The sequence below is a fragment of the Prevotella sp. E15-22 genome, assembly GCF_023204875.1.
Classification (GTDB): Bacteria; Bacteroidota; Bacteroidia; order Bacteroidales; family Bacteroidaceae; genus Prevotella.
In genome coordinates this window covers 1,492,841-1,514,898 of sequence record NZ_CP096247.1, presented here as the reverse complement: position 1 = coordinate 1,514,898, position 22,058 = coordinate 1,492,841, and the positions used below count along the sequence as shown (strand labels likewise).

Annotated in this window: 19 protein-coding genes; 3 read left to right on the top strand and 16 right to left on the bottom strand. The window is 44.2% G+C overall.

Translation table 11 applies throughout. From position 1 onward, the window contains the following. Nucleotides 1–54: 54 nt before the first annotated feature. The 15 genes from M1D30_RS06115 to M1D30_RS06045 form a co-directional block, all read right to left on the bottom strand. On the bottom strand, nt 55–756 hold the full coding sequence (locus M1D30_RS06115) for a phosphatase PAP2 family protein (protein ID WP_248507406.1): 702 nt from the start codon (nt 754–756) through the stop codon (nt 55–57). A gap of 4 nt (nt 757–760) precedes the next feature. Continuing rightward, complete coding sequence (locus M1D30_RS06110; protein ID WP_248507404.1) at nt 761–3,343, bottom strand: BatD family protein; 2,583 nt, start codon at nt 3,341–3,343, stop codon at nt 761–763. Nucleotides 3,344–3,420: 77 nt separating this feature from the next. Continuing rightward, nucleotides 3,421–4,137, bottom strand: coding sequence for a tetratricopeptide repeat protein (locus tag M1D30_RS06105; protein WP_248507402.1), 717 nt, complete (start codon nt 4,135–4,137; stop codon nt 3,421–3,423). After that, nucleotides 4,134–5,150, bottom strand: coding sequence for a VWA domain-containing protein (locus M1D30_RS06100; protein ID WP_248507395.1), 1,017 nt, complete (start codon nt 5,148–5,150; stop codon nt 4,134–4,136). The genes M1D30_RS06105 and M1D30_RS06100 overlap by 4 nt, the downstream gene beginning before the upstream one ends. Before the next feature lie 4 nt (nt 5,151–5,154). Continuing rightward, a complete protein-coding gene (locus M1D30_RS06095) occupies nt 5,155–6,171 on the bottom strand; it encodes a VWA domain-containing protein (RefSeq protein WP_248507393.1) in 1,017 nt (338 codons plus the stop codon). Nucleotides 6,172–6,181: 10 nt separating this feature from the next. Beyond that, complete coding sequence (locus M1D30_RS06090; RefSeq protein WP_248507391.1) at nt 6,182–7,246, bottom strand: BatD family protein; 1,065 nt, start codon at nt 7,244–7,246, stop codon at nt 6,182–6,184. Next, entirely contained in the window at nt 7,247–8,116 is an 870-nt protein-coding gene (locus M1D30_RS06085) for a DUF58 domain-containing protein (RefSeq protein ID WP_248507390.1), read from the bottom strand. Between the two features lie 63 nt (nt 8,117–8,179). Beyond that, nucleotides 8,180–9,175: a MoxR family ATPase gene (locus tag M1D30_RS06080; protein ID WP_248507388.1), complete on the bottom strand. Its 996-nt coding sequence runs from the start codon at nt 9,173–9,175 to the stop codon at nt 8,180–8,182. A 27-nt stretch (nt 9,176–9,202) separates the two neighbouring features. After that, nucleotides 9,203–10,387, bottom strand: a complete 1,185-nt coding sequence (locus M1D30_RS06075; protein ID WP_248507386.1) for an HU family DNA-binding protein — start codon at nt 10,385–10,387, stop codon at nt 9,203–9,205. Next, on the bottom strand, nt 10,387–10,674 hold the full coding sequence (locus M1D30_RS06070; RefSeq protein ID WP_248507384.1) for an HU family DNA-binding protein: 288 nt from the start codon (nt 10,672–10,674) through the stop codon (nt 10,387–10,389). Before M1D30_RS06070 ends, M1D30_RS06075 begins: the two co-directional genes overlap by 1 nt. Before the next feature lie 11 nt (nt 10,675–10,685). Beyond that, nucleotides 10,686–12,011, bottom strand: a complete 1,326-nt coding sequence (gene rimO / locus M1D30_RS06065) for a 30S ribosomal protein S12 methylthiotransferase RimO (RefSeq protein ID WP_248507382.1) — start codon at nt 12,009–12,011, stop codon at nt 10,686–10,688. A gap of 88 nt (nt 12,012–12,099) precedes the next feature. After that, the gene (gene ftsY / locus M1D30_RS06060; protein ID WP_248507380.1) at nt 12,100–13,056 is read right to left on the bottom strand and encodes a signal recognition particle-docking protein FtsY; all 957 of its coding nucleotides are present in this window, start codon (nt 13,054–13,056) and stop codon (nt 12,100–12,102) included. Nucleotides 13,057–13,215: 159 nt separating this feature from the next. Further along, nucleotides 13,216–15,600: an ATP-dependent helicase gene (locus M1D30_RS06055; protein WP_248507378.1), complete on the bottom strand. Its 2,385-nt coding sequence runs from the start codon at nt 15,598–15,600 to the stop codon at nt 13,216–13,218. Between the two features lies 1 nt (nt 15,601). After that, a complete protein-coding gene (locus tag M1D30_RS06050; protein WP_248507366.1) occupies nt 15,602–16,579 on the bottom strand; it encodes a glycosyltransferase family 2 protein in 978 nt (325 codons plus the stop codon). After that, a complete protein-coding gene (locus tag M1D30_RS06045; RefSeq protein ID WP_248507364.1) occupies nt 16,572–18,065 on the bottom strand; it encodes an oligosaccharide flippase family protein in 1,494 nt (497 codons plus the stop codon). Before M1D30_RS06045 ends, M1D30_RS06050 begins: the two co-directional genes overlap by 8 nt. Nucleotides 18,066–18,079: 14 nt before the next feature. On the opposite strand from M1D30_RS06045, the gene M1D30_RS06040 reads away from it, so the two are divergent. From M1D30_RS06040 to M1D30_RS06030, 3 genes are read left to right on the top strand one after another with little or no spacing between them, the layout of a single operon-like run. Further along, the gene (locus M1D30_RS06040) at nt 18,080–19,039 is read left to right on the top strand and encodes a glycosyltransferase (RefSeq protein ID WP_248507362.1); all 960 of its coding nucleotides are present in this window, start codon (nt 18,080–18,082) and stop codon (nt 19,037–19,039) included. Next, nucleotides 19,021–19,983, top strand: a complete 963-nt coding sequence (locus M1D30_RS06035) for a glycosyltransferase (protein ID WP_248507360.1) — start codon at nt 19,021–19,023, stop codon at nt 19,981–19,983. Before M1D30_RS06040 ends, M1D30_RS06035 begins: the two co-directional genes overlap by 19 nt. Then, on the top strand, nt 19,980–21,074 hold the full coding sequence (locus M1D30_RS06030) for a glycosyltransferase family 1 protein (protein WP_248507358.1): 1,095 nt from the start codon (nt 19,980–19,982) through the stop codon (nt 21,072–21,074). The genes M1D30_RS06035 and M1D30_RS06030 overlap by 4 nt, the downstream gene beginning before the upstream one ends. A 90-nt stretch (nt 21,075–21,164) precedes the next feature. Here the strand turns inward: M1D30_RS06030 and M1D30_RS06025 are convergent, their stop codons facing one another. Next, complete coding sequence (locus tag M1D30_RS06025; RefSeq protein WP_248507356.1) at nt 21,165–22,049, bottom strand: DUF4886 domain-containing protein; 885 nt, start codon at nt 22,047–22,049, stop codon at nt 21,165–21,167. Nucleotides 22,050–22,058: the final 9 nt, after the last annotated feature.

The window sequence follows — 22,058 nt, the reverse complement described above, 5'->3', positions numbered from 1 at the left end:
TGTATTTAAAATTTCGTGTATTTATTCGATAATATGCGCAAGCATGCGCACGAGTTATGCGTGAATATAGAGGCAGCTGCGCAAAATGGCGTAGAAAACGGTGAGCACAAGTATCGAGAGTACTACGCTGACGTCGCTGAGCAAATAGCCGGTACTGGTATATTGAGTAGATACAAACTGCTCGCTGTCGTCTATACGATGGCGCAAGTACTGGTGAAGATACCACACGCCGATACCCACAGTGGCACCCCATAGAAGTCCGCAGAGAATGTCGCCGGGATAATGAACACCCAGATACATACGGGTCCAGCAATTAGTGAGCGACCACAGCACAAGTCCTATGGTGAGGGCACGACTGCGAATGAGCAACGAGAAGAACAAAGCGATACTAAACGTGTTGGCCGCATGCGACGAGAAGAAGCCGTAGTCACCCCCACGATAACCGTTCACCGTGTCGACGAGCATCGCTATTTCGGGGTCGCGTGAAGGACGCCAACGGCACACCCAGGGTTTGATGAGCAGGTCGTTGAGCGAACCGGCCAGAAACACGCAAAGGCCCGCAGCACCCAGTATCAGAAGTATCTTCTGAACGCTGTTATTGTTTTTGAGAACAAGATACAGCAGACTGAAATACAGGGGAATCCACGTCGAAGCGGTGGTCAGCGTCTTGGCCATACCGTCGAGAAACAGCGAGTCGCTGCCATTGAACCACAACAGCAACTGCTTGTCCATATCTATAATCGTTGTCCAGTCCATCTTTTTATATTACCTCAATCTGTTTGGTTTCCACCCAGCCTTGCTTACCATCGGGCACACTCACCTCACACCAGTCGCCAATCGAGTTGTCGAGCACACGCACCTTCGTGCCTTCGTGCAAAATAAAGAGATCGGTGCCGCCCTGTGAGGGGGTACTTTTCACGGGCACAGCGGCATCCATGATGATGGCGCCATCGCGATTGTCAACAATACATGTCTGCTGCCATGCAAAGATGTTACTCAGCAGGAAGGCAAAGAACACGGCGATGCTGCCGAAGAAGCCTATCTTGCGTAGCCAGATGCGCGTGCAGAACAGATATACAAAGAACAGCAGGAAGATGGCGACTAGAAGGAAACAGCCCGTTTGAGCCCATGCATCGGCACTCATCAAATTGACCACCGAACGATACCATGTGACGACAAAGAACTCGCTCTGGGGCACAATCTTATCGACGGTCTTACTACGGGCCAACTGCAGATTAAAACGGATGTCGGCATCGCCTGGAGCCAACAGCAGGGCACGCTCATAGTTGAGCACGGCGTGGGGCATGTCGTCCATGCGGTAGTAGGCATTGCCCAGGTTATAGTGGAGCTCAACACGCGACCCATAATGCTTAATCAACTCCTCATACTGCTCGATTGCTTTCTGATAGTTCTCGTGTACATAGCTACTGTCGGCATCGGCCTTACTCAAAGCAAATGCTGACGACGGCAGCATGAAGAGTAACAGCAGTACGGCTGTGGCAACGGTTTTCTTGTGTTTGCGATTCATTCCTTCTTCAATCTTCTCGATGGCACTCATGGCCAACTGATATACTTTACTCATATTACCCTTAGGATCGCCGGGAGCATAGCGCTCGAACTCACACTCATCGATGGCCTCGATAAACTGGCGGATAACTGCCTCGTCAACCTGACGGGCACTCAAACGGTCGCTGATATTTTCGCGCGAGAGTTGTTCAACAGGGATATTCAGTTTATCACCTACATAGCCCCATAGAGCACGCAGGGCCTCGTCGTAGAATTCGCCAGGCTTATTGTCCTTCATCAGACGAGCTGACTTCTTCAGACGCTTGGTGGCAATCTTATTTGCGCGTTTGCCGCGAACCTTCACCAGGTCGGCATTTTCAATAGCACGCTTACGGAAAGCAATGATAATGGCAATGAATAAACAAAGTAAACCGATGAGACTAATGATATGCTGTGTTGAGCCGAAGTAGCGATTGTCGTCATCCTCGTTGGACACTTCGTCCAACTTGATGAAACGAATATCGTTGGCCAGCATCTGGATCTCTTCCTGGTCGCCGCCGTAGCTTTGAACTGCACTCTCGCCCCCTTCTCCCTTGGCAATATCGAGGTCGTACGACTCTGAAGTAAGGGTCTTGTATTGTTTCTCGGCAGTATCGAAATAGGTAAACTCGATGGCAGGCACAGTGAACTTGCCCTGATGACGAGGCACAGCCAGATATTCGTATATCATGCTGCCTTCAAGTCCGCCAGCGGTGAGGCGTGTCTTATCAGTGGTCTTCACGTCGTAGGTGTCGAAGTCCTTGGGAAACTTCACCTCGGGTGCTTTCATCAGCTTCATATTGCCGGTGCCGCTGATAGTGACGCGTACGGTCAGAGGATCGTTAGTTTTCAAATCTGTCTTGTCTATCTCGGTCTTCATCTTGAAACTGCCCACGCCGCCAGAGAATCCAGCAGGGCGCTTGGGCAGAGGCATCACGTCGATGGTAACACCCGGAGCCTTGATCTGTTTCTTCACCTCCACATAGCCAGAGCCACCGTTGAAGAAGGCCTCGAAGGGATCCACGTTGCGGTTCTGCTGAACCACGATGCCATTGAAGGTGATGGGAGGAACCTGCAACTTGCCAGACATCTGGGGGAACATCACGTACTGACTCCATGTGACAGTTTTGTAGTTACGACCATTAAACTGCTCAATCTTAAAGCTCTTCTCCTGAGGCAGAGGTATCTCTTGGGTGTGGAAACCTTTCAGGTCGGGCATCTTACCTTCCAACTGAGTAAGACTCACCAAAGTATATACTTTATAGGTGAGAAGTATAGGTTCCTGCTCGTAAACACGCTGTTTTGACGCGCTAACCTTAATAAAAAGGTCGGAACCGCTAATAGCAGAGCCGGCTGCTCGCATCTCGTTCTGCTGCTGTGCGCGGCCTCCCTGACGGGATCCTCCACCCTGGGCTGTGCCAACCACCTCTATCTTCAAGGCGTTCGATTTCACATGATTGCCTCCAACGTTAATTGTGGCGGCGGGAATAGTAAAGGTGCCATTCTTCAGGGCAGAAAGTATATAAGTATAGGTGACGCTCGAGGTCTGAGAGGTCTGGCCATTGATCATACTGAAACTGCTCTGTGTACTGGTGCTGGGTCCCATCAGTATCTCGAATGCCTCGCTGGGCACCTGTCCCATACGGAAGCCAGAAACATCTTGCGAGTTGACGGTATAGGTCAGCCTGAACTGTTGACCCACAGCCACTTGCTGAGGGGCATTGGCGGTGAGGCGCTGGGCTATGGTCGCCGTCAAAACAAAATTGAAAAACGATATGATGAGTAATAATCGTTTCATAATCCTTGTTGCGTTTATTATGGTTTTTCTATTCTTTTTTCGGTTCTACAGAATGAATTATCAAACAGGCAGCATACCTACCAGTTTTTCTCTATCCTACGACGCTTTGACTGCTGCTGCTTGGCATCCTGCATACGCTGCTGGGTCTGCTTCTCTTGCTGCATGGCGGCATTCAGCAACTGTTCGGCGTTCTCCTTGCTCATTGGAGGTTCTTGCTGCTCCTGTTGCTTGTCCTGCTTCTGTTGCTGCTGCTTGTCTTGCTGCTTCTGCTGGTCTTGCTTATCTTGCTGGTTGTCTTGCTTATTTTGCTGATTGTTATTGCCTCCGCCTTGCTTTTTCAGTTGGCGCTGACACAGCACAAGGTTATAGCGTGTCTCGTCGTCGTTCGGATTAAAGCGCAAAGCCATCTTATAGGCCTCAACGGCATTCTGAAAATCGTGAGCTCCCTGACAGATAACGCCTATGTTGTGGAAGGCTTGCGACTTTCTATAAGGAGTGGTCTCGTGCTGGGCGGCCGACTTGAAATAGTTAATCATGGTGTCGCGCTGGTGCTCGCCTACCACCTTCCATTGCTCGGGAAACATCGAGGTGCCAAGGTTATAAAGAGCACGGGCATTAGTGCTATCGGCACGCATAGCCTTGTAATAGTCTACGAGAGCCTCGCGATGCTTACCCGAGCGGTAGAGACTGTTGCCGTGGCGGATATATTTGCGCGACTGACGGTTATCGGCAGAGATACTCCCAGTACCAATAACAGCCAGGATAAGAATCAAAATAAACTTTGAAATATTCATTTCTTAAACAGTTTTATCTTCTTAAACAAAGGATTCTTGCAATCCATAATACATATCTCTACAATCAACAGCAGCATGGCCAGGACACCAGCATACTGAAAGAGTTCCTCGTAGTGGCTATAGATAACGGTATCGCCCTTCTCGAGCTTGTCGAGTTCTTCGTCCAACAGGCGCTGGGCGCTAGAACTGTTATCCACATGGATATAGGCTCCGCCACCGGCCTGTGCAATCTCACGGCACATGTCCTCGTTCAACTTCGACATCACCATATTGCCTTGGTTATCGGTCATAAAGTTGCCGGTCTGTGGGTCGGGAATGGGCTCGCCCTTTGTACTGCCTATGCCGAGGATATAGATGTTAAAGCCTTTCTCGTGTGCTTCCTTGGCGGCTTCCATCGCTCCACCCTCGTGGTCCTCACCATCGGTAATGACTATGATGGCCTTGCCTACACCCTCTTGCTGGGTAAAACTGTGTGAGGCCATGTTGATAGCAGCTGCAATATCGGTGCCCTGGTTGACAATCATCGAGGGGTCGATGCTACTGAGAAACATCTTAGCCGACACGTAGTCGCTGGTGATGGGTAACTGAACAAAGGCGTCGCCAGCAAAAACAATCAGACCAACCTTCGAATCGGTGAAGTCCTCAACAAGGTTCTCTACCATCATCTTGGCGCGGTCTAAACGATTGGGAGTAACATCCTGCGCACGCATGGAGTTACTGACATCGAGAGCTATGATAGCCTCGATGCCTTGGCGTTTCTCCTGACTCACGCCATTGGCCTGCTGTGGGCGGGCTGCCATTACAATAAGCAGGGTGAGAGCTAATTCAAGCATCAGAAATTTAACCAACGGACGCCAACGTGATACATCGGGCATCAGATGACGCAGAAGGTCGGGGTCGCCAAACTTACGCAGGCGCTTCTTCTGATTGAAATAGGTGACGAAACGGATGATGGCCAGCACGCCAACAACCACCATCAGCCATAGATATTCTGGATTTTCAAATCTATACATATTATTATGGTATCCTCCTAAATATCGTTATTCTTAGAAGTATCTCGAGTAAGAGGAACGCAACGGCGGCAAGGGCGTAACGCTGGTAGTCCTCATAGCGACGACTGTACTTCTGGACTTCTATCTTCGACTTCTCAAGTTTGTCTATCTCATGATATATCTGACGTAATTCCTCGGCATTCTTGGCACGATAGAACTGACCATTGGTGGTCTTGGCAATATCGGTCAGAGTCTGCGTATCAATCTCAACAGGCATCTGAATATACTGCACTCGCCCACCTACATTCAGCGGATAACGAGCAGTGCCGTTGCTACCAACACCTACGGTATAAACTCGAATACCCAGACTCTTGGCAATCTCGGCAGAGGTCATCGGCGAAAGGTCGCCACGATTGTTACTTCCGTCGGTCAGGAGAATGACCACTTTACTCTTGGCTTTCGAATCCTTCAGACGACTGACGGCATTGGCCAAGCCCATGCCGATGGCGGTACCATCTTCTATTAGTCCACGAGCGGCAATGTCGGTACGGACGTTCTGAAGCAACGACAGCAGTGAGGCATGGTCGATGGTCATGGGGCATTGAGTAAAGGCCTCACCAGCAAATATGGTAAGACCAATGTTGTCGTTGGGACGACCAGATATGAATTCGGCAGCTACGTTCTTAGCGGCTTCAATACGATTCTGAATATGGTGGGAGTCATCACGCAAGTCTTCAGCCAACATTGAGGTGGAAACGTCCATGGCCAACATGATATCTATGCCCTCTATACTCTCGTTCTGCATATTGTCATGCGTCTGAGGACGTGCCAGGGCTATGACCAAGAAGGTGAATGCCAGGATACGAAGCACAAGTTGAATGGGCATCAGAATAACCTTCCAACTGCGCGAGGCATACTGAAAAGCAAAGGTGTCGGCCATCCTGATGGTTGGCTCTTTTTTCTTTCTGAACAACACATACCATATTATATAAGGTAGGATGAGCAGAAGTAAAAACAGATATTCTCTATTTGCAAATTCCATCTTTATCCATTTATATTATGTCGTACACACAATATGCTATATAACCAAACAGCAATACACTAACCACAGCAGCCACAGCGATTGCGGTCTTCAGAGCTATGCGACTATTCTTGGTGCGCTGTTCCTCGGCCGTGAGCTGGGGCATGAGTTCCTGTTCGCTGACTGGAGTGTCGACTTTGGTCTTATTGATAAAGTCGATGGCACTAACCAAGTTGGCATCGTTTTCATTAATAAGCGTAGAATACTTGGCAAACTTCACAAGATCGGCGGTGAGGAATAACTGACGCAACTCACTTAGGGTCTGCGGATCGTCAGTATTCATCAGACGATCAATAATCTCGCTACTGGTCATCTCCATTGCGCTGAAGCCATAGCGCTCTTCAATATATTTGCGAAGAGCGTCGGTCAAGCGGGTGTAATACATCTTAGGATCTTCTGCTGTCACCATTTTCTCAGCCTTAATCTCCTCTATGGCTTTCATGGCTTTCTGATGGGGCAACAACCGCTTCACCACACGAATATGGGCAATAACGGGCTTGTTGTCGCGAAGACGAATATAAAGGTAATAGGTCAACGCCATCAGAACCAACAGAACCACACTCAACCAAAACGGACGAGCCCAGTCGTCAAGTTCCCAGTCGAAAGGATTATCCTGCACGTTCTTGGGACCATAGTACTGCTCGTAGTTGGTGGTATCCACATCGACGGTGAGCACCTTCAGGGCAAGTTTCTTTGTCTGATAAGTCTTGCCATCTACTCTTACCTCTAGCGGAGGAAGATAATAGAGAGTGTCGTCGAAAGAGGTAAGAACATAGCCACGCTGACGGGTTACTTGTCCATCATCCAACGAGAGGTTGGGCATATCGATGGCACCGAGAAACTCTATGCCTTGAGGAAAGATGGCCGTCTGCGGAAACTCAACAACGGCGTTTTCATCGGCGGTGGCCGATACGGTGAGCTGAACCTGCTGACCTACGAGCATCTCTATGGAACTGATGCTCGACTCTACCTTGACTTGAGCCGAACTAATCAAGGCTCCGCAGGCCAGAAGATATGTAATGAATAGTCTCTTCATTTATCCACGTTGTTTAAACAAACCCATCAACGACTTCACATAATCTTCGTCGGTAGCAATACTTACGCTATCTACATTACTCTTGGCAAACGTCTCTTTGAGCTCGGTCTGACGCTTCATCCAATAACGTTTATATGACTCGCGCAACTTTTTGCTGCTCGTATCTACATACTGTTCATAGCCGGTTTCGCTGTCGACAACCTTCATCAGTCCGACATCAGGCAACTCACATGCACGTTTGTCGTACACCTGGATGGCAACAACATCGTGCTTGCGATTGGCTATGGTGAGTTGCTGGAGGAAATCCTGACGCACAAAGAAGTCGCTCAACAAAAAAGCTGTGCAACGACGCTTGCTGACACCAGTTAGAAACTCTATTGCCTGAGCCACATCGGTACGACGGCTGTCGGCATGAAAGTCCAACATCTCGCGAATGATATATAGAATATGTTTGCGTCCCTTCTTGGGTGGGATGTACTTCTCAATCTTGTCAGAGAAGAAAATAACACCTATTTTATCGTTGTTCTGTATGGCCGAGAAAGCAAGTGTAGCAGCTATCTCGGTCACCATATCGCGTTTGAACTGCTTCTGAGTGCCAAAGTCCAATGAACCGCTGACGTCAATAAGCAGCATAACGGTGAGTTCACGCTCTTCTTCGAATACCTTGACATAGGGTTTGTTAAAACGGGCTGTCACGTTCCAGTCTATATCACGTACGTCGTCTCCATACTGATATTCACGTACCTCTGAGAAGGCCATACCACGTCCCTTGAAGGCCGAATGATATTGACCTGCAAAGATATTGGAACTAAGACCGCGCGTCTTAATCTCAATCTTCCTGACTTTCTTAATAATTTCAGATGTTTCCATATGCTAACCAGATATTCCAAGACATCATTGGATGCCTTGGGTAATCCTTGGTCTTACTATGAATCAGGGTACTTCGACCTTATTGATAATCTTTGAAACAATCTCTTCGCTGGTGATGTTTGATGCCTCGGCCTCGTAGGTCAGACCAATACGATGACGCAACACGTCGTGAGCCACAGCACGCACATCTTCGGGAACAACATAGCCACGACGTTTGATGAATGCATAGGCACGCGATGCCTTGGCAAGATTAATTGAGGCACGAGGAGAGCCACCAAAGGAAATCATATCCTTCATATCTTTCAAACCATAGCGATCAGGATAACGGGTGGCAAATACAATATCTGCAATATACTGCTCAATCTTTTCGTCAATATATACTTCGCGAACAACCTCACGTGCCTTCAGAATCTCATCTGATGTGGTCACGGGTCTTACCTCAGGCAGGCCACCGGCAATGTTTTCGCGGATAATCTTCTTCTCCTCTTCAAGTGTAGGATAATCAATAACAACCTTCAACATGAAACGGTCTACCTGAGCCTCTGGGAGAGGATAGGTGCCTTCCTGCTCAATGGGGTTCTGGGTGGCCATTACTAAGAAAGGATTGGGAAGGCTGAAAGTCTCGCTTCCTATGGTAACTTGTTTCTCCTGCATAGCTTCGAGCAAGGCACTCTGCACCTTTGCCGGAGCACGGTTAATCTCATCGGCCAACACGAAGTTTGCAAACACAGGACCCTTCTTCACTAAGAACTTCTCATCCTTTTGTGAATATATCATCGTACCTGTCACGTCGGCAGGCAGAAGGTCTGGGGTAAACTGAATACGACTATAGTTAGCGTCGATTAACTGAGAAAGGGTCTTGATGGCTAATGTCTTTGCCAGTCCAGGAACGCCTTCCAACAGAATATTACCATCGCTCAACAAACCGATAAGTAGGCAGTCTACCAGATGTTTCTGTCCTACAATTACTCTATCCATACCCGTTACGAGGTTCGTAACGAAAGCACTTTGCTGTTCAATCCGCATGTTCAACTCGCGGATATCAATATTCTCTGCCATAATTATACAATGATTAATATTGTTGATTTATTCTTTTTTACGTTTCTTCTTTAATTCCAACTTAGGAATCATTATCTCCTGACCTTCCTTTAGTGTCTGACCGGATGAAATGTTATTATATACTTCAACATAGCATTCCATACCTTCGCCCAAGATGCGATTAGCAATACGTTTTAGTGTCTCGCCACTCTTCACCTTAACAACACGGTCGGTTCCTACAATACGATAAGCACCCGTACGCACACGTGAATCCATATCTTCATATTTCTTCCATTCGGGAGTCTCTTCGTCAGTTTTCTTGGTCAATACGTCAGATTTCACGCTATCAATCTTTTGTTTGGACATCTCCTGCTCTTCAGCCTTCAACGTATCGTTCTTTTGGGCACTGATAGTCAGAGTGTCTTGGCAATTGACGACGACTGCAAGTGTGGTATCCGACTTCGATTCTTCATCATCATAGATGCTATTACGGTCCATATGGCGACCTAAAATGTAGCCTCCAGCAAAACTACATACACAAGCAACAATAGCTATTAATAGCCACAACCACCAATATGATTGCTTATACTCTGTGGTCTCAGTGAGCTCTGGGGCTTCCGAAATCTCTGGTGTTTCCGATACGGAAGACACCTCGGGAACTTCGGATGCTTCAGGTTCGTCAGAAACTTCTGGGGATGCTGGCGCGTCAGATATCTCGGTGACAACAGATGCTTCTGATACTTCTGAAACAACAGGAATTACGGATGATTCAGATTTCTCAGATGATTCAGGTGCTTCAGATTTTTCCGGTACAGATGATATCTCAGATACCTCAAGGATTTCTGTTTCTTCAGGTTTCTCTGTATCTTTCAGTTCCTCTACAGACTCCGTATTCACATCATCAAAATCTACCCCATCGTTCAATACTACAGTCTCAAACTGAGAGAAAGGTTTGTTAACCAAATCCTTCATGGCACTATCGGGGGTAAACGTTAACTTCTGATGAGAATCAATGGTCACACGTTCTCCGGTGTTTACATTAACACTCTCGCGTGCCTCAACATCAATAACTTTAAAGGTACCAAGTCCCTTAATTTTTACGATTTTATCGTTATTAACGCCTTCTTGAATAGTTTCAACAACTGCGGACAGAAACTGCTGAGCATCACGCTTGCTCATTCCAGCCTGCTCCGCAAGACGGTCGGCCAAGTCACTCATAAATATCTTTCCCATCACTCAGTTCCTCCCTTCTTAATCATATCTTTCCAAGTGGGATTGGGCTTGAATGTCAAAGCCAACTTGGGAGGAACAAGCATACGCTGACCAGTCGTTGGACTAACCATGATTCGTTCCAACTTCTTTTTAACTTCAAACGTACCAAAATTAGCCATCTGTACAGTATCTCCCTCTTGAAAGCAATCGCCCATGATGGAAATAATTGATTCCATGGTCTTTTGAGCCTCAGAAACCTTCATTCCTGTGCGTCCTGCCAATAATGTAACAAACTCTTTATTATTCATTAGTTTCCAGTTTATTTTTCCACAATTCCATAAAGATCAAATTCCTCTGAGTCAATAATTCTCACTTGATAGAATTTACCAATTTCCAATGTCTCATCATGAATGGATATGAGTACTTCTGGGTCAACCTCTGGTGAACAAAACTCTGTACGGCCAATATAATAATCCCCTTCAATTCTATCAATAATTACGGGAAGTGTCTGGCCAACTTTTTCTGCCTCTATCTCAGCACTAATATTCTGCTGCACACGCATCAGCCTGCTTAATCGCTGTTCCTTAACTTCCTCGGGAACATCGTCTTCATAATGTTCTGCAGAATATGTTCCATCTTCCTCAGAATAGGAGAAAGCACCCATTCGTTCAAATCGAGCCCATTTCACAAAATCTACCAATTCTTGGAAATCTTCATCTGTTTCACCAGGGAAGCCAACCATTAACGTAGTTCTCAAGTGGATGCCAGGCACTTCTCGACGCATACGTTCAATAAGTTCCATCGTTTCTTTCTTCGATGTATTACGGCGCATCCTTGTTAGCATGTGGTCGCTAATATGCTGTAAAGCAATATCCATATAGCGACAAACATTCTTTTTTTCACGCATCACACGCAGTAAGCCCCATGGAAAATGATTGGGATAGGCATAATGAAGTCTGATCCACTCTACGCCATCGATATCAGCCATACGCTCAATAAGTTCGGCAATGCGCTGCTCACCATAGATATCCACTCCATAGTACGTCAACTCCTGCGCAATAACCTGGAACTCTTTTGTGCCTTGACTCACCAGCCAGCGCACCTCGTCCAAGATATCCTCCATAGGTCTACTTTGGTGCCTGCCCGTAATCAGCGGGATGGCACAGTAAGCGCAATGTCTGTCACAACCTTCGCTTATTTTGATATAGGCATAGTGAGAGGGCGTGGTGAGTTTCCGATGTATCACGTTACATTTTCCCATCTCGGAATCATCTGCAGGACAATCTTCAGACTTTAACAAATCCTCCAACAACTGACGATAGTTAAACTTGCCATACCATCCGTCCACCTCAGGTATCTCAGCTTCAAGATCCGCAAGATAACGCTCCGAGAGACACCCCATAACGAATATCTTCTGCACCTTACCCTCGTTTTTGCGAGCAACTTGTTCTAAAATTGTATTAATGCTTTCCTCCTTGGCATCGGCGATAAAACCACAAGTATTAACAACGACAACTTCTCCTTTAGGATTATCGCTATCGTGGGTCACGTGGAAGTTCTTCGCTTCAAACATACCCATCAGGTTCTCGCTGTCCACCAGATTCTTAGAGCATCCGAGTGAAATAAAGTCAATAGTCTTCATCATTCATTATAATATGAAGAAGAGACAAGCAGCAAATGCGCCACATGCCAATCCTATAATCAAGCCTTCAAAAAAAGTTTTCTTCATATTCTCAGCCTTTAAACAAAGAATCCACAAAATCTTTCTTATTAAAAAGCTGCAAATCTTCCATACCCTCGCCCAGTCCGATGTACTTAACAGGCACCTTCAACTGATCGCTGATACCAATGACAACACCACCCTTGGCCGTACCATCTAGTTTGGTGATTGCCAGTGAAGTAATCTGCGTCACGGCAGCAAACTGTTTAGCCTGTTCAAAAGCGTTCTGTCCAGTGGAACCATCCAGGACCAACATCACCTCATCAGGAGCCTCGGGCAGCACCTTTTTCATCACATCCTTAATCTTCTTCAATTCGTTCATCAAGCCAACTTTATTATGCAAGCGACCTGCAGTATCGATTATCACCACGTCTGCATCATTAGCCTTAGCACTCTGTAAAGTATCAAAAGCCACGGATGCTGGATCAGACCCCATCTGCTGTTTTATGACAGGCACGCCTACTCGCTCGCCCCAAATGCACAACTGCTCTACAGCTGCAGCACGGAATGTATCGGCAGCACCAAGATAAACTTTCTTGCCTGCCTGCTTAAACTGCCAAGCTAACTTTCCTATTGTGGTGGTTTTACCTACGCCATTCACACCAACCACTAAGATGACATATGGCTTATGATCCTTGGGCAAGTCCCAATTATCGTTATCATCAGAATTATTCTCTGCCAACAACGCAGCGATTTCATCGCGAAGAATAGCATTCAACTCGCTCGTTGATACGTATTTATCGCGAGCGACACGCTCTTCTATTCGCTCAATAATCTTCAATGTGGTATCCACACCCACATCACTCGTAATCAACACTTCCTCAAGGTTGTCTAGCACATCATCATCAACTTTAGACTTTCCAGCAACGGCACGAGCAAGCTTGTCAAACACAGACGTTTTAGTCTTTTCCAGACCTTTGTCTAATGTTTCTTCTTTTTTCTTCTTACTAAAAAAATCAAATAATCCCATATTCGAATACGTATTTCAACGTGCAAAAGTACAAAAATTCCTTGATTCTTGCAATAGTTATTGATATTCTTTACCGCCTTTTCACATTAGTTTGCAGGATACACTTAAAAAGTGTACCCTTCATGTAGTTTGTACGAGTAAATATAACAATTTTAAAGATTAAACGACACGAAATTTTGCAAATTTCAAAAGCAACTGCTTGGTTCCCGCATTACGGAACTCCACCGTAGCCTTTTCATTGTCACCAGCCCCTTCGATCTTAATCACCTTTCCGATACCAAAACGCTGATGTTCGATAGTTACGCCTTCAGTCAAAGAAACAGCCTGACTAGAAGTAGACGCCGTTGGAGCTATCCTTAACACAGGCTTAAATCGCCCATTACTTGCCTTGTTCAACTGACGTTCGAATGAAGCGCTAAAAGGATTGACCGCTGGTTCAGGCTTACGTATAGGTATTTGACGCGGCTTCGGATCAGCCTTGAACTGCGTGGCCACAGGTCTTGGATTTTGCATCCATTCTGGCCCCTCCGAAGGTCTCTGCCAAGGCTTTCTAGCATCGTCATGGCTACGAAACCCTCCTTCCAGATTTCCCTCTACTCGAAGTAACGCAGAATCAAAATCACGAATAAAACGTGAGGGAGAATTAAACTCTATATGTCCAAAGCGAAAACGATTCTGAGCACACGTCAGAATACAATGTTTCTCTGCACGGGTAATGGCCACATAGAGCAATCGTCTTTCTTCTTCTAATTCACGCATCGAATTAATGCACATGGGAGAAGGTAAGATGTTTTCCTCAAGGCCAACAACAAATACCGTAGGGAACTCCAATCCCTTTGCCGAGTGAATGGTCATAAGTGACACTTTTGACTGATTCTCGTCAGTATCACTATCCAAATCGGTCAACAGAGCAACCTCTTGCAGGAAATCACTTAAGGCCACCTGATCTTCCATGCCTTCCTCACGGCGACTCTCAACAAAATCTTGCATTCCACCGAGGAATTCCTCAAGATTCTCCTGTCTAGAAAGGTCTTCAGGATTCCTACTGGAATAAATATCTTTAGACACACCACTCTCCTGAATAATAGCATGACCCAACTGATAAGCATCCTCAACATCCTTCCGATTACCCCACCCTTCAACAAGTTGTCGGAATGCTTCTACTTTTTTGGCTGTTCCTGCACTTATTTCTAGATGAAAGAGCACAGGTTGTTGAATAACTGTCCACAGCGAAACGCCATAGGTCGTGGCTGTTGCAACAATCTTATTCAAAGTTGTATCACCAATACCACGCGCAGGATAATTTATAATACGCTTCAAAGCCTCTTCATCATTTGGATTTGAAACCAAACGGAAGTATGCAATCACATCCTTTATCTCTTTTCGTTGATAAAAGCTCAATCCACCGTATATTCGATAAGGAATTCCATCCTTTCGCATCTGTTCCTCAAACGAACGACTTTGTGCATTTGTACGATATAGAATAGCAAAGTCGCTATATTCTGCATGTTCTTGACGACGGATACGTTGAATATCCTTACAAACGATAATTGCCTCTTCTTTATCACTATATGCAGGTTTAAGTGTCAATTTCTCGCCATGTTCATTCTTACTGAACACATCTTTAGGAATCTGACGCTCATTCTTACGAATCAGACTATTAGCAGCCTGAACAATTAACTGGGTGGAACGGTAATTCTGTTCTAGTTTAAACAGTTTAGCATTATCATATGAATCCTTAAAATTCAGGATATTATCAATATTTGCACCACGGAAACTATAAATACTTTGGGCATCATCACCTACTACGCACACACGTTGGGGCTCCAGAGTTAGTTGTAGCACGATTTTCTGCTGAGCGAAATTCGTATCCTGATACTCGTCAACCAACACAAAGGCAAAACGCTCAACATATTTCCGTCGCACTTCTTCATGGTTATTAAACAGTAACCATGTATTTACCAGTAAATCATCAAAGTCCATAGCATTTGCCTGCCGACAACGCTCTGAATATCTCACATAAATATCGACCACCTTGGGCTTCTTGTTGTCGTAGAGCGAACAGTTCACAAAAGCATTAGGCAAAATCAAATGGTTTTTGGCCATTGAAATTTGATCGCTCACCGCAGAAGGTTTATAGTCTTTATCATCGAGCCCCATCTCCTTGATAATACTTTTAACCAACGAACGCGCATCAGTCTGATCATAGATAGTGAAGTTCGATGAAAAGCCCATTTTTTCGGCCTCAGCTCTCAGAATTCGCGAGAACACACTATGAAATGTACCCATATTTAGATAACGCGCTTGTTCGTGACCAACAAGCTTCGCAATACGTTCCTTCATCTCACGCGCAGCCTTATTTGTAAACGTAAGAGCTAGAATATTCCAAGGCTTCAACCCTTTTACTTGCAGTAGATAAGCAATTTTATATGTTAGCACACGCGTTTTTCCAGAGCCCGCACCAGCAATCACCAATGAGGCTCCATCACAATATTCCACAGCGCTGCGCTGACTTTCATTCAGTTGTGACAGCAAATCTATCATATTAATAATTCTTTCCTAAAAAACCTCTTATTGTAAAATACAACCACTCTTCACAACGAAAGAGTATCCAGGCAGGCATAACCATATAACCAAACTTTCTTGTAGTACGTCCGTCAAGTAAAGATCTATCTATCGTTTTCCACACCCTACGAAGTTCCTGTAGTCCCCAGCGACAATCAGCCTTACTTAACTCATGACCATGAACAAAGTAGAACATATAGACACCAACTAAGTTTAGCCAACGGTGATTTTCGTATAATGCCAGGACATCACGAGGAGCCTTCTCTTTAAAAAGCATCGATTTCATCGACTCATTTGCCTTTAGATAATCAAAGCGCCTGACACTAATCTGATGTGTCATAGAACCTTCGTGTTGGCGATAATGATATACACCTTTACAACTCATAACACGCTGTGAATAAAGAAAATGCATCCTCGTTGTATTATCATCACTATAAAGTCTGCATGTCGTGTCATAAGGAAAACGTTGGTGAATAGCTGTACGAACCATGTAGACTCCATGAATCTGCCACGTAAGACTCATTCGGAAAGCTTCCTTACCTGTCAAATACTCAAATGACGGCATAGGATATCTCTCTGTATGATCCTGATAATCCATTGACACATCAAAAAGAACTGAATCTACGTTATTATTCTCAAACGCTGATACAGCAAGTTCTAGTGCATCCTCTGCAAACCAATCATCCGCATCTAGAAAACAAACATACCGTCCCTTAACATACTTCAAACCTTCGTTGCGTGCATAAGCCTGTCCTTTATTCTCCTTCAAATGAATAATCTCCACACGTGCATCTCGCCGAGCGTATTCTTGAAGAATATTCAATGAATTATCTGTAGAACAATCATCAATACACAAAACTTGAATATCTCGATACGTTTGCCTTAGTAGCGAATCAAGACACTCTCCTAAATAAGTCGAAGCATTATAAACTGCCACAAGAACGGAAACGTTAGTCATGCCCACGAAGTTTTGACGTTATTTTAGCTCTTAAAGCATTCCAAAGTCGAGTCTTCTGATGTACAATATAAATTGATATAGCCATACTGACAAATGCCAGAATAAGTCCTAAACTCCATGCCATCAAGACATTATCAAGACAAGTGGTAAAATAGACTGCAATGCCTAATGGTACCTGGATAGCCACAAGTTGAACTGCAGAGATAGATATTCTATAACCATATTTTACATGAGCATAGGCATATACCATCACAACATTCATAAAATACGATACACTTAGTGCCAATCCAGTTCCAATAAGTCCCCAGAATTGATAGAAAAGCACGACGAAGAGTACCATTACGACATCAAAAACGCCCTCTAGCAAAAGATAGCCTATAGAGTTTGCCTTAGCCAGTTGTAGATATGCAATAGGCAAAGATATAGCCTTAAAATACATTGAAAGTACTGCAATTTGGGCCATAGAAATAACAGGCAGGAAATCTTGTCTGAATAGTAAAGGAATAGCTACAGGCATAAAGACAATCAGTAGGGCCAACAGAGGAGAAGCGATAAGCAATGACACCTCTATCTGTCGATTTACCATGTCACACATCTGCTTTCGATCATTACCTACCGCCGACAATCGAGGAAAATAATCCGTTTCCATCGCAGAAAAGACCATACCGGAATAGGTAACAGCAATCATCAGTCCTGCATTATAGAATCCCACAGTATCCAGATCGCCTACCTTATTTAAAAAAGAACGGATTAGGATTTCTGCTCCACTACCCAATATACCAGCCAACACAAATGTTCCTCCCAAACGCACCATTCCCATTCCTTCGCCTAAAACGCCAGAACTTCCGTACAAGCTAAAAGGAAAAAGTTTGTAGGAATACCAAATAGTGGTTATCATCATAACGGTGGCCATCAAAATAATGACAGGCACAATTCCCGACTGCCCTAGCGTACTAAATATCACAACAGCTAGTACTAGAGCGACAAAGACATTGATTACCTGTATTATCGCAAGCGCTTTCAACCTTCTACATCCTTTCAAAATAGCAGTTTCGCCACCTGTAATAGCCATTAAGCCTACCGCAGGAGCCAACAAAATGAAATGCAAGGTGTGATCACCCCATGAAAACGTGTTGTTCATTAACGGACCCGCAATCACACATACAAGCATACCAATCAAAGCCGTTAAAAAACTCCACGCACGAACCACCTTAATAAACTTCTGCATACGAACTTCATCTCCAGAGTCATACAACTCTGACACGTGTTTCACTGCACTAAAAGAGATACCCATGTTCGTACTCTGCGAGATAAAGTTTATCGTAGAGTTAAACAACGAAACTAGTCCCATTCCATCGGGGCCCAAGAAAAATGCGACAACCTTGTTGCGTACTAAGCTCACAAGAATACTAAGCCCCTGTACACCACCAAAGATGCCCACATATTTCAGTACGTGACCGTAACTATTTTCGTTTTTTGATGTCATTTTATTAATTCGATATGCAAAAGTACAACAAAAATTTTGATTTTCCGTTATTTTCTTGTAATTTTGTGCATATGAAACTAAGTGTAATTGTTCCTGTCTATAAAGTTGAAGCCACGCTAGATCGCTGTGTGGACAGCATTGTGAGGCAGACATTCACCGATCTGGAAATAATCCTGGTAGATGACGGTTCGCCCGATCGTTGTCCGCAAATGTGTGAAATATGGGCTACGAAGGATTGCCGAATTCGTACCATTCACAAGACAAACGGTGGACTTAGTGATGCGCGCAATGCCGGTCTGGATGTTGCGACAGGCGATTATATTACATTTGTAGATTCTGACGACTATCTTCAAACAGATACATATGAATCGATACTCCCCCTAACCAACGCTTGTGACATCGTGGAATTTCCAATATATCGTTTCTATGGCTCAGAGAAACAATCACTACTATCTTTCCAAGACAACATCTATTCCGACATAGCGTTCTATTGGCTAAAACAAGAAGCATACAGGCATACATATGCCTGCAATAAAATATATAAGACCACGCTTTTTGAGAACATACGATTCCCCAAAGGACATGTATTCGAAGATGCATATACTTTCCCATTGCTCCTTCAAAAAGCCAATCGAATAGGCACGTCCAGTTATGGGTTGTACTTCTACTGTCATAACGATAGCGGTATCACAATATCTGCACAAGGTAAGGAACTGACAGATTTATTAAACTCACATCTGAAAACCATGAGGATATGGTGCGATGACACATACTACATGCATATACTTAACATACAGATGGACGTCTATGAGATGACAGGATTGGCTCAACAATTACCCTTTCGATGCATAAACCCTTTTGTTAAGAATCTCTCAATCGTCCAAAGGTTCAAAGCAATTTTGCATAACATCGTCGGCGTAAGAAGAATGTGCATATTAAATAAAATCATTCATCAATGGAAAAACAAGTTTTGATTAGTTTCATTATACCGGTCTACAATATCCCAACGAATATGTTGTACGACTGTCTTAATAGTATAATTAATCTTTCGCTTAGAAGATTTGAGCGCGAGATAATCATCATTGATGACGGCTCAGACATTTCCCAAATCAAAATGCTCGACAAATACCTTGATGACATTATTTACATACGTCAAAGTAACGGAGGATTGGGCTCCGCACGCAATAGAGGACTGTTAAATGCCACAGGTCAATATATTCAATTTATCGACGCAGATGATACCCTTATATGCAACCAGTATGAACATTGCCTAGACATTCTCCGTTTTTCTTTGCCAGATATGGTTCTGTTTGACTTTTGCAGAAAAAGGAATAGCCAGAAAGTATATAACGACAAGACTGCTATTAGCGGGCGAGAATTAATGCATCATAACAACATTAAAGCTACAGCATGGGGATACGTCTTTAAGAAAACTATTCTGGGGAACCTAAAATTCACCACAGGAATATTCCATGAAGACGAAGAGTTTACTCCGCTTCTGATCCTCAGGGCTGAAAAAATAATTCAAACTGATGCAGAAGCCTACTACTACAGAAAGCGCCCAGACTCAATTACGACGAGCAAAAAAACAAGAGATACGATAAAACGCATTAATGACTTCAAAGGAATAATAATCCGACTGTATCAAACAACAGCAGTTATTCCAGGAATTGACCGATTGGCATTATTACGCCGCGTCCACCAACTTACAATGGATTTCATTTATAAAGTAATTGTAGAGACAAAAAATGAGCATTACTTAAATAGGCAACTGAATGACCTTCAAAAGAATGGACTATATCCTCTACCCAATCGAGATTATACGATAAAATACAAACTATTTCGTCGACTAGCCAATACAAGAAGTGGCTTAGCACTCCTTATGCGCACATTACCATTAATTAAAAAAGAACGATGAGAATCTTATTACTGGGCGAGTATAGTAATGTTCATGCGACGCTGGCAGACGGACTACGTCTACTAGGTCATCATGTCACCGTTGCATCAAATGGAGATTTCTGGAAGAATTATCCTCGCGACATTGATTTAAAAAGACGTCCAGGAAAACTTGGTGGACTTGCACTCATGGCAAAGGTTTATGCAAACCTTGCCAGATGGCGAAACTATGATGTGGTACAACTCATCAACCCCTTGTTTGTTGAACTAAAAGCAGAACACATTTTTCCAATATACAACTACTTGCGACGAAACAATGGAAAGATGATTCTAGAAGCCTTGGGCATGGATTGGTATTGGGTGCATGAATGCACCTACAATAAGCCCATGCGCTATAGCGATTTTAATATCGGCGAAAGAATACGCACAGATGAAACCGCTTTACAAGAACAACATGACTGGCTAGGAACGACCAAAGAACGGCTAAATCAATACATCGCAAACGATTGCGATGAAATCATCGCAGGCCTCTACGACGACTACGTCTGTTACAAGCCATATTTCCCACAGAAACTCCATTTCATTCCTTTGCCCATTCAGATGCCCACCTCTATTACGTCGGATTTCAACACACCAACACGCGTGAAAGTGTTCATAGGCATCAGCAAAGGGCGTAGCACCTACAAAGGAACAGACATTATGCTTCGCGCAGCCCAAGACATTCAAAAGAAATACCCTTCTTTGATGGAACTAGTCAAAGTTGAGGGGGTACCATTTGCAGAATACCAAAAGTTGATGGAAGGAAGTGACGCCATTTTAGATCAACTATATAGCTACACTCCTTCCATGAATCCCCTATTAGCAATGTCAAAAGGCATTATTTGTATCGGCGGCGGCGAACCCGAAAACTACGAGATTATTCATGAACATGAACTCCGCCCAATCATTAATGTACAACCAACCTACGAAAGTGTGTATCACGAACTCGAGCAACTGGTTCTTCATCCAGAACGTATTCCTTTGCTTAAGCAACAAAGTATTGAATATGTACGTCGACATCACGACCACATTAAGGTTGCACAACAATACGAAGCCATCTATAAACGAAGTTAACAAACATGTAATGCGTAAGTAACATACTTACGCATTACAAACATTATACTTTCAAAATATAAACACTATATTTTCAGTTCTGAAATAGCATTATAATGGTGAAACTGACATCGGAGAGAGTACTGCGGCATGGGCTGCCTGTTGAGCAATTGTTGCCAATTCAGGAATAAGCCCCTTTGGTCTGGACTTCATTCCGATACAACTTTTACCCGTTAGAACCTCAAACCATGTGCAGGCAACAATGTAACGTCCAACAACATAGTTCAGATGATAACCATCACGAGTCAAGTCACGATTAACATTTTTCTCTTTAGGCCGACTCTTTGCTAGCATCGTTGTTCGCGCATTTTGTATGGCCGTACCAGAAGGTATATAAAAGGACAAATCGCCTTGATGAAAGTGCATGGCTTTGTCAACAGCCGCTGTGATGCATGAGTACATTAGAAACTGATTGCGGTTATAATTATTAAAACCTTTGTGCTCGGAATCCTGGGAATATGCCCATGTTTGATGGAACCCTAATCGGACGGAATCAACAGTAAGAGCCTTCACATAACCAATCATCAAGCTCAATCCTGGTTCATAAGTATCTTGCCGTCCAGCATCCTGACTTACTTGTTGGAATGTGACTACGTCCCATGGCTCATCAATAATAATATCTCGCAGAGTATGAAATCCCAAGTTGACACGCTTTCCATTAGTTACTTTGCGAAACTCTGTACTGGAATTCATAGAGCGAGCATCCTTCCAATGAGCACTCAAACTCCATCCTCCACGATAAGCGTTTCCAATAATAAAGTTAATTCCTGCTTCTTGGCCCAATTCCCAAAGATATTGTTCAACAGCATCCTCCGAAAAAGAATTTCCAATAGCCAACACCCTTAAGGTGTCCTGCCTCTCCTTTGTCTTTTTCCCCTTTGCGCTAGAGATGTTTACAAGAAGAGAAAAGATTATTAAGATATAGACTTTCTTCATATTTTTGCA

Coding starts and splice junctions, on each gene's coding strand:
- M1D30_RS06100 (WP_248507395.1), bottom strand. CDS start 5,150: ATGTATAGATTTGAAAATCCAGAATATCTATGGCTGATGGTGGTTGTT.
- M1D30_RS06040 (WP_248507362.1), top strand. CDS start 18,080: ATGCAAAAGTACAACAAAAATTTTGATTTTCCGTTATTTTCTTGTAAT.
- ftsY (WP_248507380.1), bottom strand. CDS start 13,056: ATGGGATTATTTGATTTTTTTAGTAAGAAGAAAAAAGAAGAAACATTA.
- M1D30_RS06055 (WP_248507378.1), bottom strand. CDS start 15,600: ATGATAGATTTGCTGTCACAACTGAATGAAAGTCAGCGCAGCGCTGTG.
- M1D30_RS06075 (WP_248507386.1), bottom strand. CDS start 10,387: ATGGGAAAGATATTTATGAGTGACTTGGCCGACCGTCTTGCGGAGCAG.
- M1D30_RS06095 (WP_248507393.1), bottom strand. CDS start 6,171: ATGGAATTTGCAAATAGAGAATATCTGTTTTTACTTCTGCTCATCCTA.
- M1D30_RS06045 (WP_248507364.1), bottom strand. CDS start 18,065: ATGACATCAAAAAACGAAAATAGTTACGGTCACGTACTGAAATATGTG.
- rimO (WP_248507382.1), bottom strand. CDS start 12,011: ATGATGAAGACTATTGACTTTATTTCACTCGGATGCTCTAAGAATCTG.
- M1D30_RS06110 (WP_248507404.1), bottom strand. CDS start 3,343: ATGAAACGATTATTACTCATCATATCGTTTTTCAATTTTGTTTTGACG.
- M1D30_RS06085 (WP_248507390.1), bottom strand. CDS start 8,116: ATGGAAACATCTGAAATTATTAAGAAAGTCAGGAAGATTGAGATTAAG.
- M1D30_RS06030 (WP_248507358.1), top strand. CDS start 19,980: ATGAGAATCTTATTACTGGGCGAGTATAGTAATGTTCATGCGACGCTG.
- M1D30_RS06090 (WP_248507391.1), bottom strand. CDS start 7,246: ATGAAGAGACTATTCATTACATATCTTCTGGCCTGCGGAGCCTTGATT.
- M1D30_RS06105 (WP_248507402.1), bottom strand. CDS start 4,137: ATGAATATTTCAAAGTTTATTTTGATTCTTATCCTGGCTGTTATTGGT.
- M1D30_RS06025 (WP_248507356.1), bottom strand. CDS start 22,049: ATGAAGAAAGTCTATATCTTAATAATCTTTTCTCTTCTTGTAAACATC.
- M1D30_RS06115 (WP_248507406.1), bottom strand. CDS start 756: ATGGACTGGACAACGATTATAGATATGGACAAGCAGTTGCTGTTGTGG.
- M1D30_RS06035 (WP_248507360.1), top strand. CDS start 19,021: ATGGAAAAACAAGTTTTGATTAGTTTCATTATACCGGTCTACAATATC.
- M1D30_RS06050 (WP_248507366.1), bottom strand. CDS start 16,579: ATGACTAACGTTTCCGTTCTTGTGGCAGTTTATAATGCTTCGACTTAT.
- M1D30_RS06080 (WP_248507388.1), bottom strand. CDS start 9,175: ATGGCAGAGAATATTGATATCCGCGAGTTGAACATGCGGATTGAACAG.
- M1D30_RS06070 (WP_248507384.1), bottom strand. CDS start 10,674: ATGAATAATAAAGAGTTTGTTACATTATTGGCAGGACGCACAGGAATG.